General features: G+C 39.2%; 14 protein-coding genes. All 14 read left to right on the forward strand.

Annotated features, from left to right (window positions below; translation table 11 throughout):
* Nucleotides 1-251 precede the first annotated feature (251 nt).
* The 14 genes from QA584_RS07510 to QA584_RS07575 all read left to right on the forward strand — a co-directional run bounded on the left by QA584_RS07510 (nt 252) and on the right by QA584_RS07575 (nt 16,582).
* On the forward strand, nt 252-623 hold the full coding sequence (locus tag QA584_RS07510; protein WP_278273896.1) for a hypothetical protein: 372 nt from the start codon (nt 252-254) through the stop codon (nt 621-623).
* Between the two features lie 224 nt (nt 624-847).
* Nucleotides 848-1,756 carry a quinolinate synthase NadA gene (gene nadA / locus QA584_RS07515; protein ID WP_278273897.1) on the forward strand — a complete coding sequence of 303 codons (909 nt, stop codon included), beginning with the start codon at nt 848-850 and terminating at the stop codon, nt 1,754-1,756.
* Between the two features lie 110 nt (nt 1,757-1,866).
* Nucleotides 1,867-3,180: an L-aspartate oxidase gene (locus QA584_RS07520; protein ID WP_278273898.1), complete on the forward strand. Its 1,314-nt coding sequence runs from the start codon at nt 1,867-1,869 to the stop codon at nt 3,178-3,180.
* Nucleotides 3,143-4,000 carry a carboxylating nicotinate-nucleotide diphosphorylase gene (gene nadC, locus QA584_RS07525; protein WP_278273899.1) on the forward strand — a complete coding sequence of 286 codons (858 nt, stop codon included), beginning with the start codon at nt 3,143-3,145 and terminating at the stop codon, nt 3,998-4,000. The genes QA584_RS07520 and nadC overlap by 38 nt, the downstream gene beginning before the upstream one ends.
* 441 nt (nt 4,001-4,441) lie before the next feature.
* Nucleotides 4,442-5,050 (forward strand): TetR/AcrR family transcriptional regulator, encoded by a 609-nt coding sequence (locus QA584_RS07530; protein WP_278273900.1) that lies wholly within the window; start codon nt 4,442-4,444, stop codon nt 5,048-5,050.
* A gap of 49 nt (nt 5,051-5,099) precedes the next feature.
* The gene (locus QA584_RS07535; RefSeq protein WP_278273901.1) at nt 5,100-5,642 is read left to right on the forward strand and encodes a phosphopantothenoylcysteine decarboxylase; all 543 of its coding nucleotides are present in this window, start codon (nt 5,100-5,102) and stop codon (nt 5,640-5,642) included.
* A gap of 39 nt (nt 5,643-5,681) precedes the next feature.
* A complete protein-coding gene (locus QA584_RS07540) occupies nt 5,682-6,362 on the forward strand; it encodes an ECF transporter S component (protein ID WP_331487857.1) in 681 nt (226 codons plus the stop codon).
* Between the two features lie 236 nt (nt 6,363-6,598).
* Entirely contained in the window at nt 6,599-8,371 is a 1,773-nt protein-coding gene (locus QA584_RS07545; RefSeq protein WP_278273902.1) for a sensor histidine kinase, read from the forward strand.
* Nucleotides 8,364-9,917 carry a response regulator transcription factor gene (locus tag QA584_RS07550; protein WP_278273903.1) on the forward strand — a complete coding sequence of 518 codons (1,554 nt, stop codon included), beginning with the start codon at nt 8,364-8,366 and terminating at the stop codon, nt 9,915-9,917. The genes QA584_RS07545 and QA584_RS07550 overlap by 8 nt, the downstream gene beginning before the upstream one ends.
* Nucleotides 9,918-10,043: 126 nt before the next feature.
* The gene (locus tag QA584_RS07555; RefSeq protein WP_278273904.1) at nt 10,044-11,411 is read left to right on the forward strand and encodes an ABC transporter substrate-binding protein; all 1,368 of its coding nucleotides are present in this window, start codon (nt 10,044-10,046) and stop codon (nt 11,409-11,411) included.
* Between the two features lie 349 nt (nt 11,412-11,760).
* A complete protein-coding gene (locus tag QA584_RS07560) occupies nt 11,761-12,651 on the forward strand; it encodes a carbohydrate ABC transporter permease (RefSeq protein WP_278273905.1) in 891 nt (296 codons plus the stop codon).
* 2 nt (nt 12,652-12,653) lie between these two features.
* Nucleotides 12,654-13,511: a carbohydrate ABC transporter permease gene (locus tag QA584_RS07565; protein WP_278273906.1), complete on the forward strand. Its 858-nt coding sequence runs from the start codon at nt 12,654-12,656 to the stop codon at nt 13,509-13,511.
* A gap of 165 nt (nt 13,512-13,676) precedes the next feature.
* On the forward strand, nt 13,677-15,146 hold the full coding sequence (locus tag QA584_RS07570) for an RICIN domain-containing protein (RefSeq protein WP_278273907.1): 1,470 nt from the start codon (nt 13,677-13,679) through the stop codon (nt 15,144-15,146).
* 158 nt (nt 15,147-15,304) lie between these two features.
* On the forward strand, nt 15,305-16,582 hold the full coding sequence (locus tag QA584_RS07575) for a LysM peptidoglycan-binding domain-containing protein (protein WP_278273908.1): 1,278 nt from the start codon (nt 15,305-15,307) through the stop codon (nt 16,580-16,582).
* Nucleotides 16,583-16,627 lie beyond the last annotated feature (45 nt).

Here is a 16,627-nt window from a genome sequence, read left to right on the forward strand (position 1 = left end):
TCTCAAATTCATCGACATGCTTTTTCATAAGGACTTCAATGAAACGATTAGCAGATCTGGTATTATAATCCACTACATAATATCGATGAATTTGAAAAGAATTATGGCAGAATAGAGCAGTAAGTAGTCTATATTAATTTTAAGCCGTCACATTGCCGTCAAGATATCTTTATGTCTTCATTAAGATGATATAATAATGCCATTATTCCGCTAATGACTAAAATATTATTGAAAAAGGGAGGTTATAAATTATGAGTGAATTCACTGATATGCTGGAAAGGGTAAAATTAGATGAAATGATAGCATATTTAATTTTTGGCTCGGAATCCAAGGCCAAGAATAGCGGAACGTATGAGGAGAGAATAAAAGTATCTTATGACAAGATATTTATAGCATTACAGGAAATGTTTCCAACTGCCAGTCGGAGGAATGATGACTTATATTATGCCGTAATGGATTTTTCCATAACCCACAGTGAAGTATATCTGGAAATGGGATTAATTATTGGGTTTCAGTTATATAAAAGTTTGGAGCAAAAAGATAAAAGCTTTGAATTAATAGGTTTGCAATCAATCATGAACAAGTACAAGTTTGCAGAAAGAAAAATGAAGAATGACTGTTAAAAAGCATTATAATAGAACAGCTCTTAACCTGCTGATACCGGAGGCTTCCAGGCTGATTTCACTGGTCAGACCGAAAAACTAAGGTATAGCAGAATAGCCATATGTATTTTCCATGTTCAGGGGAAACTGCTATCTTGTCACATGAGTTTACAAGTGTCTTGTCAGGTGAATTTATATGTGCTATAATAGACAAAATTCATTATAGCAGACAAGGAGGATACAAAATGGAAGATATTATGAAGCGGATTAAGGAACTAAAAAACGAAAAAAATGTGGTTATTTTAGCCCATTATTATACAGACGGCCAGATCCAGACTCTTGCTGATTATGTGGGGGATTCCTATTACCTGAGTAAAATTGCTACAGAGGTAGTGCAAAACACCATTTTGTTCTGCGGGGTGTCCTTCATGGGTGAGAGCGCAAAGCTATTAAACCCGGAGAAGACTGTAATTATGCCGGACAGTTTTGCAGACTGTCCCATGGCTCATATGGCAGACAGCGACAAGATTAAAGAAGTTAGGGATACCTATGAAGATGTTGCTGTTGTTTGCTATATTAACTCTACCGCAGAAATTAAGGCAAATTCCGATGTCTGTGTTACTTCGGCTAATGCACTTAACATTGTGAAAGCCCTGCCTAATAAAAATATATATTTTATCCCTGATGGTAATCTTGGAAGATATATTGCAAACCTGGTTCCGGAAAAGAATGTAATCTTGAGTGATGGTTTTTGTCATGTGCATACAAGCATTACGAAAGAAAACATCGAAAAAGCGAAGAAAGTGCATCCCGAGGCATTGATATTAGCACATCCGGAATGTACCTGGGAAGTCCTGGAAATCTCTGATTATATCGGAAGTACTTCAGGTATAATCGAATTTGCAGGGAAAAGCGATGCCGGCTCCTTCATCATCTGTACCGAAATGGGTGTCCTGCATGAATTGAAAATGAAAAATCCGGATAAAAAATTTTTTTCAGTGGGACATCGGCAATTTTGCCCCAACATGAAACGAATAACGGCCCAAAAAGTTTTGGAGCAATTAGAGACCATGGACAATGTGGTTGAGTTGAAGGAAGAACTGTATGAGAAAGCGAATCAATCATTAACAAGAATGCTTGAACTGGCTAAATAAGAGATAGTTAGGCGATTTAGGTTGAAAAATAATTTTTTCAACCGCAAGTTTGTGCTTGTGCACCACAAACTTGGTATGCGCAAAAAGCGTGCGCAAGAATAGAGGTTAAAATGAAATTAGAAACGGATGTTGCGATCATAGGTGCAGGTGTCGCCGGTTTATATTGTGCATTAAATTTGCCGGACGACAAGAAGATCAAATTAATTACTAAGAGCTCCTTGGAAATGAGTGATTCCTACCTGGCCCAGGGTGGAATTTGTGTCCTCAAGGAAGAAGAGGACTTTGACAGCTTCTTTTGGGATACTATGAAAGCAGGACATTATGAAAATAATCAGGCCTCGGTACGTCAGATGATACGTAAGTCTCCTGAGGTTGTTAATGATTTGATTTCTTATGGTGTAGAGTTTGAGCAAAAGGACGGAAAAATGCTTTATACCAAAGAAGGTGCCCATTCTACTGCAAGAATATTATACCACAGGGATATTACCGGTCAGGAGATTACCGGGAAGCTGCTGGCACAGGTAAAAAAGAAAAAAAATATAGAAATCATGGAATATACCGAGATGATTGATTTAATCTGCTATAATAACCGATGCAGCGGAGTTATGCTCCGATCAAAAGAGGGAGTAATAGCAAGGTTGGAGGCACACTATACAGTTTTAGCCACTGGGGGAATAGGGGGCTTGTATCAGGATTCCACTAATTATCCTCATCTTACAGGAGATTCGCTGGCACTGGCAATCAGACATCAAATTAATCTGAAAAATATGAATTATATACAGATACATCCTACCACACTGTTTATGGAAAGAACAGGGAGAAGATTTTTAATATCAGAATCGGTAAGGGGGGAAGGAGCCTATTTACTGGGAAGCAACAAGGAACGGTTTGTTGACGAACTTCTGCCAAGAGATATGTTAACTCAGAAAATCTACCAACAGATGAAGAAAGAAGGAAGTAAACATGTATGGCTTACCGTTGCACATTTGGAAAGTGATTTTATAAAGCAACGATTTCCTAATATTTATCAGCGTTGTATGGAAGAGGGCATCGATATTACCAGGCAATGCATTCCGGTAATACCTGCACAGCATTATTTTATGGGGGGTATCGAGGTGGATTTGTATAGCAAAACCTCGATGGAACATCTTTATGCTGTGGGCGAAACCAGCTGCAACGGTGTGCACGGTGCGAATCGGCTAGCTAGTAATTCCTTGCTGGAGAGCTTAGTATTTGCCAAAGAAGCGGCAGTTCACATTGGGAGTACTTTCGAAAAAAATAATACAATAAAACCCCTTGCGGACGGGAAGGTTTATGAAAACTACGAACAAATCAAGGCGGCGGATAAAAAACTAATATTACAAGAAATAGAAAGGGTCAATCAAAATGAACAACGAAATATCACTCAAAATAAATGCGGATAATTTAATACTTCAAGCCTTAAGGGAAGATATTAACAGTGAAGATATTACAACGAATGCAGTAATGCGTGAGGATAAAAGGGGTCTTGTACAGCTTATCTGCAAGCAGGATGGCATCATCGCAGGGATTGAAGTGTTTTTCAGAGTGTTCTCCCTGCTGGATTCCTCTGCCCGGATGGAAGCTTATGTTCAGGATGGAGACAGGGTAAAGAATGGTGATTTGCTTGCAGAAGTAACTGCAGATGTCAGAGCATTATTATCAGGAGAAAGAACAGCATTAAATTTTCTTCAGAGGATGAGTGGAATCGCCACCTGTACTCGTGCTATTGCTGATTTACTTAAAGGTAATAAAACAAAATTATTAGATACGCGTAAGACAACTCCGAATATGAGAGTTTTTGAGAAATATGCAGTTAAGATGGGAGGCGGTCATAATCATAGATTTAACCTGTCTGATGGGGTCCTGCTTAAGGATAACCATATAAACGCAGCAGGCGGAGTAAAAGAAGCAGTCAAAATGGCTAAGGAATACGCACCCTTTGTGCATAAGATAGAGGTTGAAGTTGAAAGTATTGAGATGCTTAAGGAGGCGTTAGAGGCTGGCGCCGATATTGTCATGCTTGATAATATGAGTATTGAGATGATGAAAGAAGCGGTACAATTAGTAGGAGATAGGGCGGAAACCGAATGTTCGGGCAATATGACAAAGGAACGGATTGCAGAGTTAATCGATATCGGTGTTAACTATATATCGTGTGGTGCTTTAACACATTCTGCTCCAATTCTGGATTTCTCACTGAAAAATCTAAAAGTGCTGGAGTAAATAGGAAACGAATAAGCCGGTGCAGGCTGTGATGGACAAGCGCTGGTATACCAAGGACATACTGGCAAAGCCCTCCGGGCGGGATGCCCATGACGTGCTATTGGAAATTGTCACTAAAGTGACAGCGCGTCAGCGCTAGAGTCTGGCGAGCCAGACTCTTACTTAATTTATAAGAAAGTTCTCCGAACTTACCTATAAATTAACAAGCCCTCCGGGCAGGATGCACATGACGCGCTCAAGGAAGATGTGACTGTCGTGACAGCGCGTCAGCGCTAGAGTCTGGCGAGCCAGACTCTTCTTAGATATTTTTGCCTTGACAGAAATGACACGAATGTCATATAATTGTTTATGACATTCGTGTCATTTCTTTATTCGAACAATTGCAATCAGTGTATATAAAACCTTAGAAATCGTTAACCTTATAGGAGGAATAAAATAAATATGCCGACTAAGTCATCAATAAAAAGAGAACTAATTCTTAACAATGCCAAGCAGGTCTTTATCCAAAAAGGATTTAACCGGGTGACCATGAAAGATATTATAGAAGAATGTAATATCAGCAGAGGAGGTATTTATTTATATTTTTCAACGGTAGATGAAATCTTTATTGAAGTCGTCAAAAAGCATAACCGTGCAAAAATCGACGGAATCAAGAGCAGCATAGAAAATAGCACCGATTTTCACCAGTTAATCGATTCCTTTTTCAATGAGCAAAAGGAAAAGCTTCTCAATATGGATAAAAGTCTTTATGCCGCAATGATTGAATTCTGTTTCAGCCATAAAAATATATCGGACAAGGATTTTTATACAGAACAGTTCTTTAATACAAAGGATATCATAATGGAGCTATTGAAATTTGGTCAGAAAAGCAAGTCAATCACAGCAGTAAATATTAATACTTTGGCAGATTCCATTATGTTTTTAATAGAAGGCCTGCGGTCACTGGCAGTTTCCAGTGATATAGCTCCGGAATTGGCAGAGAGTCAGCTTAAGGTGTGTAAGCGAATGGTTTACTCGGACATTTTTGGCGGAGAAGAAAGCGGGAAATGACAACAGCATTAGTAAGCGGTGTAATAAAAATCAGGGAGGAGAATGGAAAATGAAGAACATAATTTTAGGAGTTACCGGAAGCATTGCCGCATATAAAGCAGCTTACCTAACAAATGCTTTAACTAAAAGGGGTTACAATGTTGATGTGATTATAACAAAAGGCGGTATGGAATTTATAACTCCCTTGACGCTGCAGACATTATCGAAAAACAGGGTCTATACGGATACCTTTGAATTGGATTATCCAAGGGAAGTCAAACATATTTCACTTTCTAAAAAAGCCGATCTATTTTTGATTGCCCCCGCAACTGCTAATATCATTGGGAAAATAGCCAATGGAATCGGTGATGACATGCTCACTTCCGTCGCCCTTGCCATGACTGGAATTCCCATGCTGATTGCACCTGCAATGAATACAAGAATGTGGGAAAACCCTATAGTACAGGAGAATATTAAAAAGCTTAAAAAGTACGGATATCAGTTTATTGAACCCCGGGAGGCAATACTTGCTGACGGAGATCTTGGAAAAGGAGCACTTGCAGAGGTTGAGGAGATTCTTAAGAGTATTGAGTCTGCTTTGCAGGTTAAATAAACAATGACTTTACTATATAAAAAAGGATTTGGAGAATATATGAAAGAAATATACAGGAAATATACAAGAACGATTGGAAGGAAACGTACCCATGAACAAACAAAAACTAAGAATATGATATTGACCGCTCTTTTTGTAGCAATCATAATGCTCTTAAACTTCACCCCCTTTGGATACATTCAGCTGCCGCTTATAAAAGCTACAATTATCCATGTGCCTGTAATCATCGGCTCCATTTTGCTGGGACCGGGAATTGGTGCGGGTCTGGGGTTTGTATTCGGGCTTACCAGTCTTTATAATAATACGTTTACACCAACTCTTTTATCCTTTGTTTTTTCACCTGCCATACCGATTCCTGGAACCGACAGCGGCAGTTTTACAGCACTTATCGTAGCGTTTCTTCCCCGTATTTTAGTCGGTGTAGTTCCATACTATGCTTATAAGCTGCTTGATAAGCTGTTAAAAGGAAAGGGCAGGATAGTTTCACTTGGGATTAGTGGAATTATAGGTTCAATGACGAATACGATTTTGGTGATGCACCTTATTTATTTCTTGTTTCGGGATTCTTACAGCAAAGTCAGTAATATAGCTTCGGATGCTGTGTATAAAGCCGTGCTTACTGTTATTTTTGCAAACGGATTACCAGAGGCTGTTTTAGCAGCTGTTATTACTTCGGCAGTCTGCCGGGCGTTACAGAAATATATGGGGAATAGCCGTTAAATAAATATTTTTAAGTAATCTATGCGGATTGAAATAAATAAAGTTATCAAAAAAAGTTTTTTAAAATAGATGCTGCTATGGCCCAATCAGGCTTAGACGGCATCTTTTTTAATTTCTATTCATAATGCACAAATTTTCTTCAAAAATGAAAAAAAATCAAGAAAAATGTACAAAATGTATGTAGGGTCTTCCACAAATATGCTATAGTGATATTACAAAATATAATGGGGGATTTTATGAATAAAAGAAAACAATTGAGTAAAATTTTTTATTTTAACTTTATGGTTTTAATAGTAATCCCAATCCTTGTAATTATCATTGCAGCTATGATTTACGTGATTAAAAATTCAGAAGAATCGTTGGTAGAGAAAATCAAATTATCTCAGAATAATGTAAAGACAGTGCTGGATGGAGAAATTGAAGACAGCTGTATGAGCCTTAGCCATTTTCTGTTAACGAATGAGAATCAGGTACTGGAATATGCTTCCCTTTATAATGGCGGGAACAAAAAAGAAAAACAAATTTACAGTGAAAAATTAAAAATGTCCTATAATTCACTGTTTATTCCCAAAGCAGACGTATTGGCTGTGCATTTCTATATGAAGGATGGCAGCCACTATGATTTGAAGGATGATTTGGATTCATCCCATAAACCTGTCAGTACCGGTATCTGGTATCAGGAAGCACTTAAAAATCTGGATAATGTCACGCTGGGATATGAAAAAGAAAATATCTTATTTGCCAGAAAAGCAACCAATAAAATATCCAATATGATGGTAATCGCGTTTGCGCCAAAGAAATACGATATAAATAAAAATATTGAAACAGTAGCTTTGTACATAAATCCTCAGTCCTTTCATATGATAGAAGCCTACAAGGAATGGTCCGATATCGGAAGCATGTACCTAATAGACAATGAGGGAAATGTTATCGTAAAATCGGACAAGGAAAATGATGCCATTATCCGCCGTATTGCTGCCTATCCAACCGGCAGCCGTGTCATTAAACTACATGGCGAAAAGCTGCAGCTTTTGATTCAGGACGTGGCTAATACCAACTGGAAACTGATAACCATATCAAAATCCAACCAGTTAATAGCAATATACCGCAATTTAGCAATCGGACTTATTTCTGTCTCTATTCTGCTCTTTATCTTGTTTTACTTTTTTACCAGATTGTTCTTAAAAAATATCCTTTCCCCTATTAATCACCTGGTAAAGGGAATGGAACACATGGAGACTGGGAAGCTTGACACCCATGTGGAACCGGAAGGCGCCATGGAGGTACGCAAACTGATACATTCCTTTAATAAAATGGTCCGTCAGATTGGCGAATTGATTACGAGCAATGAAGAAAAGGAAAAAGAAAAGCATCAGGAAGAAATAAAAGCGTTGCAATCCCAGATTAATCCGCATTTTATTGTAAATACACTGAATACGATCCGGTTCATAGCCCAGGCTTCAAAATATGACAGTATCAAAAACATGGCGGAATCCCTTATAAAAATATTATCCTGCTCTTTTAAAAGTTCTAATAGCTTTTATACCATCCGTGAAGAGATAGATATTCTTAAAAGTTACGTATATCTAATGAAAATACGATATTCGGATAACTTTGATGTTAAGATTATGGCAGAAGAGGACTGCATGGATAATCTGATTCCCCGATTATTAATCCAGCCGATTGTTGAGAATTCCATATCCCATGGGTTACAGGATAAAGAAGATCCCGGCCATATCAGCATAACTATACATAAACAGGGCGGTATCCTCAGTCTGATTGTGGAGGATGATGGGTATGGAATTACGGAAGACAAAATTAAGCATTTATTGGAGGATAAGAAGAGGAGCGGTGAAAATATAGGAATTTCCAACGTCCAGAGACGGATAAAACTCAATTATGGGGAGGAATATGGAATCAGTATGGAAAGTAAACCGGGAGAATATACCAAAACTATAATAAAAATACCGGATATACAGGGTAAATCTGAGGAGAAAACCTATGTTTAAGGTAATAATAGCAGATGATGATACGGTAATTAGAGCCTCCATTAAAATGATGATAGACTGGGAGGAGATGGGGTTTTTGATTGTTGGAGAAGCAATTCACGGAAAGGGAGTACTGGAGCTTCTTTCACAGGTACAGGCGGATATTGTCTTAACGGATATCAACATGCCGGTTATGGACGGCATTGAATTAATGGAACGGATGAAGGAACTTCCTAGAACACCTTATGTAATCGTATTGAGTGCCTTCAACGAGTTTCATTTGGTAAGGAAGGCTTTCCGTTTAGGAGCAGAGGATTATTTATTAAAAACAGACTTGAATGAAACTACTCTTACAAGCTGCTTTATGAATTTACATACCTTACTTAAAAAGGAGACAGGGGTTTTACAAAGTCAGAAGCTGATAAAGGAAGCGGACCAGAGCAGTACTGATTGGTTAAAGGAACTTATCACAGGCAGGGCAGAGATTTCAGAACAAAGGATACCTCCCTTTTATTATCTGGTATGTTTTGAGATTGCTGATTTTGAACAGGTCAGAAGACGCTTTGTACATATGGAGCAGGAATTAATTCAGCCGCTGCTGCAATTTGCCGGACAGGTGCCAAGGATTAATTCCAAATGTCTGCTTACCAGTGTAAGCGCCTCAAACTATGTGCTTTTATATGAAGCGGAGGAGATGGAGGACCTGGTGAGAATTAAATCCATCTGCAGGCAGCTAATGACAGTTTGGAAAAATTACATGAATATCATTGCTTCGGCAGGTATCAGTAATTTAGGCAGCAGTCCAGAGGATTTTGATACTAAGATTAGGGATGCGTATCATAACCTGTCAATGCAATTTATTTTTGGCAGAGAAGGTGTGTATACCTGGGAATATAACGAAAGATTCGATGTAGAGGCAGCCATTGCCGGTAGTTTAAATAATCTGCCGTTCATTAACAGTATAAAGAATACGAAGAGCGAAGAGATGTTTAAGTACCAGCGGGAAGTGTTTCCGGGGTTATTTTCGGTGTCTCTGCCGGAGGCAAAAACCAAGTGTTTAACCATTATCTATCATATAGCCGTTATGCTTTCGGAAAGTGAAGATTCCATCTTTAATCTGTTTGATAAGAATATTAATTTTTATGATAAGCTTCAGCGATTGGAATCGAACCGGGATGTTGAAATGTGGCTCATTAATTTTTGCAGATGGGTGTTTGATTATATTGAGCATAAATATGAAAGTCATCCGGTACATGATGCATTTTTGGTGGCAAAGAGGTTTATGGAAGATAATTATTCGGATGAGGGAATTACCTTAGGTGCGGTTGCCAGTGTAGCCGGTTTTAACGAGAAATATTTCAGCTCCAGATTCAGCCAGGAATTTGGTCAATCCTTTATTTCATACTTAACAGAGCTCCGGCTTCATAAGGCAAAAGAATTAATGGAGAAGACCAATATGAAGGTATACGAAATCAGCGAAGCGGTAGGCTACAGCAGTGTGGAACATTTTACCAGAGTATTTAAAAAGAAGATGGGCATTTCTCCGGCTGCGTATTATAAGAAATAATGGAAGATATAAAAGACACAAACAATATGTCAAGGAAACTGGAAAAAGTTCATATCGGAACAATATAAGGGGTGCTATGATACATACATCAAAGATGAATGACATCTTTAAAAGAGGAGGAAAGCCATGAGAAACAAAAAGTTTATAACGATTATGATGTGTGCAGTTATGTGTGCTTCTTTATTTACGGGATGTGGGAATAAAGGGACAACAGATTCTGCCGGTACTTCGGCTGTAGTCTCAGAAACTGGGGAAAGCGGCAGTGAAACAGCCCTTGATCCGAATATCAAGGCAACGCTGGTGTTAGCAACTTATGATAAAAATAATGTTGCCTTATACGATGAGCTGGATATACAGGGACGGTTTCAGAAACTGTATCCAAATGTAACCATCGAAATTGAGCAAACAAAGGATGATTCAGAATACTGGAATTCCATGAAAATCCGCGCTGCCGCCAAGGAGCTTCCGGATCTTATGTATAATAAACCCTTTACTTTTGCAAGATTCAAAGACTATGTATATGATTTAAGTGATACAAAGGCAGCAGCAGATAATGTGTATACCGAAGGTTATAAATTTGATGGCAAGGTTCTGGGTGTAGCAGAAAAAGCCACACAGGATTATGTTTATTACTGGACGGATATGTTTGAAGAAGCAGGGGTTCAGGTGCCGACTACCTGGAGTGAATTTCTGGAGGTCTCTAAAAAGCTGCAGGATTACTATAGTGCCGGCAAACCTGATTTTATGGCAATAGGGTTGGGAGCAAAAGATGAATGGCCTACTTATCCTTTTATGGAATTCATGCCGGCAGTAGAAAGCGGAAACGGTCAGACCTGGAATCTTCTGGCTACCCAGGATGAACCCTTTGCCGAGGGAACAGATATTTATAAAACTTATAAAAAGGTAGACCAGTTATTTACCTCCGGAGTATTTGGCAAAGACCCTCTGGGACTGGGACATGATCAGGTGGTATCCCTTTTTGCCCAGAAGCAGGCAGCTATGCTTGCGGCAGGTCCGTGGTGCTTAGAGTCCATTAAACAGGGCACGGAGGATATCTCAAACCTTAGTACTTTTTATTTGCCGGTAAGGGATAATACCTCCGATGAATTCCGTACCATTGTACAGGGTGACAGCTTCCTTTCAGTTACGAAACATAGCAAAAATCCGGAGCTTGCAAAAGCGTTCCTGGAATTCTATTTTAGTGATGCCTGGTATCCGGATTTTATCGCCAGAATCGGTGATGACAGCACTATGACCTCTTTCCCTAAGGAAAAGGATCCAATTTTTAAAGCATCAGATGATAAACAGCCGGATGCAGTCCTTGTGACCTATGATGGAGGAAATGATGATTTCTCCAACCTGGTGTCTGAGACTAAATTTGACTATAAAAAACTTGGTTCTCAGATGTTTACAGATGGCTTTGATCTTGATAAAGCATTAGCCGATTTGGATACAAGCTGGAAGGCAGCAAGAGGAAAATTAGGTATTCAGTAGACGGAAAAGTTTATACTATATAATTGGCTGTTGCAAAGGGGTTGGCTTAGTAATTTTGTAACAGCCGATTTTATTGAATAAAATAGAAAAAGGGCAGTACCGCAAGCAGGCTTGCGGTATGCAGTGGGTGTATTGTTGAAAGAAAATATAAATACTGAAAGGATGCCGCTTCTAGATTCTTTCAACATGTTTCATTAGAGGCAGTACCGCAAGCAAGCTTGCGGTGTGCAGTGGGTGTATTGTTGAAAGAAAATTCAAAATACTGAAAGGATGCCACTTCTGATTCTTTCAACATGTTTCATTAGAGGCAGTACCGCAAGCAAGCTTGCGGTATGCAGTGGGTGTAAATATGAATACATTACATAGAAAAAGGAATCAGTTTATTTTTACCTGTCTGCTGGTACCGATTCTTTTATTACTGATGTTTGTGGTATATCCGTCATTGGATTTGATTCGGATGAGTTTTACGGATTGGGATGGACTGTCACTTAAGCAGAATTATATTGGAGCCAGGAATTACATAACCATGTTATTACAATCCCCGGATTTATGGTTGTCCCTAAAGAATAATTTTGTATATTTCTTTGTTCATTTATGCGCCATTCCTCTTGAATTAATGGCTGCGGTAATGTTAAATACGAAATTCAGGGGAGCAAAATTCTTTCGGTCCATGACCTTTCTTCCCTACATTATTAATGGGGTGGCTATAGCTTATGCATTTTCCTATTTTTATTCCCCAATCAATGGTGCGTTTAACGCAGTCCTGACGGAAATCGGACTGGGGGGAGCCATTCATAACTGGTTATCGGATGAAGGTATTGTTAATTATGTGTTAGCCAGTGTCTCCTTATGGAAATACAGTGGTTATCACGTAATCATGTTTATAGCAGCCCTCCAGTCCATTCCTCAGGACATTATGGAAGCTGCTACAGTAGATGGAGCGAATGCCTGGCAGAAATTCAAGGCGATACAGATTCCTTCCATACAATTAGTAATTGATTTTATCCTATTTGACAATGTAAGGGGAGCTTTGCAGATTTTTGATATTCCCTTTGTCATGACAAACGGAGGTCCTGGATACGCCTCCTCAACCTTTACACTTTATACGATAAATACTGCATTTAAATATAATAATTTCGGATTAGCAGCAACCATGGCTGTAACAATCATGATTTTAATTATCCTGGTGTATTCGGTTCAAAGCCTTTTTATCAAGTTTGTACGAAGAGGGGGGCATTAATTTTGAAGAAAAGAATAACATCCGCCAAGCGAAAAAGGCGAATCACCAATGGACTAAAATACATAGTATGCGCCATCCTGGCATGTCTGGTAATCGGACCGATTTTAATTACTTTATTTGCCTCCTTTAAATCAAAGGGAGATATGGTTATGACCTCACCCTTGATGCTTCCGAAATTAAGCAATCTAACATTTAAAAATTATAAAGAAGTATTCGGCAATGAGATGCTTCGGTTTGCTTTTCGAAATTCAGCACTAATTGTTGCGGTCAGCCTTGTTTTTAATATATTCATGGGTTCCGTTACGGCATACATATTGGAACGGTTTGAGTTCCGTTTCCGCAGATTAATATTTGCACTATTCTTTATGGGGATGCTGATTCCCACGTTTATAACGGAGATAGCCCGTTTTAAAGTCATTCAGAGTTTAGGACTTTATAATACCCTTGGTGCTCCTATAGTAATCTATGTTGCCTCCGATTTGATGCAGCTTTACATCTACAGACAGTTCGTCTCAAAACTGCCGGTATCCTTGGATGAAAGTGCGTTAATTGATGGCTGTGGTTATTTTAGTTTATTTGGAAGAATCATTTTCCCGCTGCTGGCACCGGCCACTGCGACAATCAGCATAATTAAATCAGTTACTATCATTAATGATATGTACATTCCGTATTTATATATGCCGAATAACAAGTTAAAGACCCTGACGACCTTCTTAATGACCTATGCCGGTGCAAAACAAGGTTCCTGGCAGAACCTGTCTGCCGCAATCATTATAATTATGATACCGACAGTCGTTATCTACCTTATTTTCCAGAAACATATTCTCTCCGGTATTACGGCCGGAGCGGTGAAAGAGTAGGAGCTAGTTGTTGAGGTGGTAACAGCAAACCTCAATATGAAAAAATAAATTAATATTAAGAAAGGAGAAGAAAGCGATTTATTAGGGGAAGTATTGTTGTTTAAGATGTCTCTTCTGGAGACGGTAAGGTTTGAAAGAAAATATAAAAATGAAAGGATGTAGTTAATGAAAACTATTACAAAAAAAGTTTTAAATGGGGTTATGTTGTTATTACTAATACTGGCTGCTTTTATAATTCCAGAGTCTGTAAGAGCTTATGGACCGTCCACTATGTATACCTCTCCTGCCGGTTCACCGGCACCGGGAGCTTTATACGCCAGGGCAATACAAACCAGCGGCGGTGCTATGTATGCTACTTTTGAGCAATACACCACAGGGGTATCTTCCTTCCCAATCTTTGAAAGCACCAATAACGGGGAAACCTGGAGTAAGGTTGGAGATGTAAGGGATACCCATAAGGGCGTAGGAATGAGATGGGAACCACAGCTTTATGAACTGCCCCAGGCAATTGGCAATATGCCGGCAGGTACTCTGCTTTGTGCAGGACTGGTTTTGCCTTATGACCGGTCTTTTTGTGAAATCGATCTTTATAAGAGTAACGATGGGGGAAGAAACTGGTCTTATGTAAGCACCATTGCAGAGGGAAAGAAAGCAACCCCTGGGGATGATCCGATTTGGGAACCGTTTTTAATGGTGGCAAATAATAAGCTTATCTGCTATTACTCCGATGAACGGGATAATGCCTACAGTCAGAAATTAGTGCATCAGACTACCACCGATGGTATCAGTTGGAGCAGTACGGTAAATGATGTTGCAATATCAGGTCAGAGACCTGGAATGGCAGCAGTGGCAAAGATGCCAAATGGAAACTATATTATGACCTATGAAATCGTAGGAAGAGGCGGAGCTTATTATAAAATCTCATCAAATCCAGAAAGCTGGAACCCATCGGATGCCGGAACCTGTTTTGACACGGCAGGCAGCAGTCCCTACTGTGTTAATTTAAATGGAACCATGGTTTTAAGCAGTGCCGGGAATGGTAAACTGTATATCAATACCAATAGTGGTACCGGTACCTGGACCCAGATCAATTGTATTATTGGCTCCTGTTATTCCAGATGCATTGTTCCGCTGAATAACGGACGTTTGTTTGCCATTGGAGCAGGTTGGAACGGCAGTGGTTTAAATAGTGTCACCTATGGCGATATGGCAGTTTCCACCACAACCGATACATATATCAAGCTCTCAAACCGGGCTACCGGGCTATGTATTGACGGCTATGGATACACCTCGAATGGCTCTGACTGTAAACAATATGCCAGCAACACCAATAATAATCAGCAATGGGTCCTTGAGCAATCCGGCAGCTATTATATGTTCAGAAATAAATCCACCGGCTTATACCTTGACGGCATGGGCCGTACAGCAAGTGGTTCTATCTGCGGTCAATGGAGTAACAGTGGCAGTAACAATCAGAAATGGATTCGGGAAACCTCCGGGAATTATTACAAATTTAAGAATGCTGCCTCTGGACTGTATTTGGATGGCGGCGGCTCAACTGCCAACGGAGCCAGTTTATTACAAGGAACAGGCAGTTCAAGTAATAATCAGCTGTGGTCGGTTGTTACACCCTGATTGATGCTTGTTTTTCCTTGCTAAAGCCACGGTAATGGGGACCAGTACCGGATAAGACTGTTACTTTATGACAAGAAGGAGCAGGAATAGTAACCATTATGAAACATTTATAACAATTGTCATACTATAAATAGTATTAAATGGATTTGAGGCTATTCATGTACATTCATATAGTGCAGCAAGATGATACGGTTAACAGCATTGCAGACACCTATGGTATATCTCCGGAAAGATTAATGATAGAAAATGATTTAAGTATTACAGAGGGACCGGTTGTAGGTGAAGCACTTATAATACTGATACCCAGTCAAACTTACATAGTACAAAAAGAAGACACTTTAGAGAGTATTGCAAAGGAACAGGGGATAGAGGTAATGGAACTGCTTAGAAATAATCCTGGTGTTTCAAACCGGGAGCTTTACATGGGCGAGGAGCTGGTGATACGTTATGAGGATACGAAAGGGGTGGCAGGTAAGATAAATGGTTTTACCTATCCCTTTATTGATCAGGAAACCCTCAAAAAAACCTTGCCTTATCTGACCTACCTTACCGTCTATTCCTATCAGCTCCAGCCAAATGGCGATTTGATAGAGATTGATGATCTGCAAGTAGTAAATACTGCAAAAGAATATGGGGTAGCGCCAATTATGTTTGTGAATGCGCCCCATGAAGGGGAGGATGTGGATACTACCATTGCTCACAGCTTAATCAACAATGCCGACATACGGAATAATTTCCTTGATAATCTCTTAAGAAATTTAAGGGGTAAGGGCTATTATGGTCTTAATTTTGATACGCCATATATACAACCTTTGGACCGGGAAGCTTATGTGGATTTTATTGCAGACTTAACCAAGAGACTGAATTCAGAAGGTTTTTTTGTTATGATTACCATAGCACCCAGTACCTTTGAGGTGTCTACCGGAATTATATACACCGGTGTTGATTACATTGGCTTAAGTCAGGCAGCGAATAATGTATTATATCAGCTCACCTATGCCTTTCGATACCCACGCAATTTACCAATTAGTATACTGCCTTTTGACTCAGTCCTACATACGTTGGATAATGCGGTTACCCTGCTTTCACCTGAAAAATGTTCGCTTGGTATTTCAATTATTGGCTACCTATGGGAATTTCTTTATTTTTCAGCGGTTACTTATGCTAACTTTATTAACTATAATTCTGCTATGGATTTAGCTAGAAATGTCGAAGCGCCGATCCAGTTTAATGATCCCTCCCGTTCATCATATTTTCAATTTATCAATGATGACAAGGAATATATTGCCTGGTTTAAAGACAGCAGAGTGTTATATCCTTATCTGTCATATGTCAATAGTTATGGCTTACAGGGGGCTTCTATCTGGAATATCATGTACTTTACAACGAATATCTGGCTGCTGGTGAATTCAATGTTTATAATAGAGAAAATTTAAGAGGGGCAGTTGCATATCAAAAGACTACATTGACTGGGAAAGAAT

The organism is Anaerocolumna sp. AGMB13025, from assembly GCF_029689925.1.
Taxonomy (GTDB): Bacteria; Bacillota; Clostridia; order Lachnospirales; family Lachnospiraceae; genus Anaerocolumna.

What these genes read in the sequence shown, in the direction of transcription:
- QA584_RS07510 (WP_278273896.1), top strand. Translation starts at nt 252, where the DNA reads ATGAGTGAATTCACTGATATGCTGGAAAGGGTAAAATTAGATGAAATG.
- nadA (WP_278273897.1), top strand. Translation starts at nt 848, where the DNA reads ATGGAAGATATTATGAAGCGGATTAAGGAACTAAAAAACGAAAAAAAT.
- QA584_RS07520 (WP_278273898.1), top strand. Translation starts at nt 1,867, where the DNA reads ATGAAATTAGAAACGGATGTTGCGATCATAGGTGCAGGTGTCGCCGGT.
- nadC (WP_278273899.1), top strand. Translation starts at nt 3,143, where the DNA reads ATGAACAACGAAATATCACTCAAAATAAATGCGGATAATTTAATACTT.
- QA584_RS07530 (WP_278273900.1), top strand. Translation starts at nt 4,442, where the DNA reads ATGCCGACTAAGTCATCAATAAAAAGAGAACTAATTCTTAACAATGCC.
- QA584_RS07535 (WP_278273901.1), top strand. Translation starts at nt 5,100, where the DNA reads ATGAAGAACATAATTTTAGGAGTTACCGGAAGCATTGCCGCATATAAA.
- QA584_RS07540 (WP_331487857.1), top strand. Translation starts at nt 5,682, where the DNA reads ATGAAAGAAATATACAGGAAATATACAAGAACGATTGGAAGGAAACGT.
- QA584_RS07545 (WP_278273902.1), top strand. Translation starts at nt 6,599, where the DNA reads ATGAATAAAAGAAAACAATTGAGTAAAATTTTTTATTTTAACTTTATG.
- QA584_RS07550 (WP_278273903.1), top strand. Translation starts at nt 8,364, where the DNA reads ATGTTTAAGGTAATAATAGCAGATGATGATACGGTAATTAGAGCCTCC.
- QA584_RS07555 (WP_278273904.1), top strand. Translation starts at nt 10,044, where the DNA reads ATGAGAAACAAAAAGTTTATAACGATTATGATGTGTGCAGTTATGTGT.
- QA584_RS07560 (WP_278273905.1), top strand. Translation starts at nt 11,761, where the DNA reads ATGAATACATTACATAGAAAAAGGAATCAGTTTATTTTTACCTGTCTG.
- QA584_RS07570 (WP_278273907.1), top strand. Translation starts at nt 13,677, where the DNA reads ATGAAAACTATTACAAAAAAAGTTTTAAATGGGGTTATGTTGTTATTA.
- QA584_RS07575 (WP_278273908.1), top strand. Translation starts at nt 15,305, where the DNA reads ATGTACATTCATATAGTGCAGCAAGATGATACGGTTAACAGCATTGCA.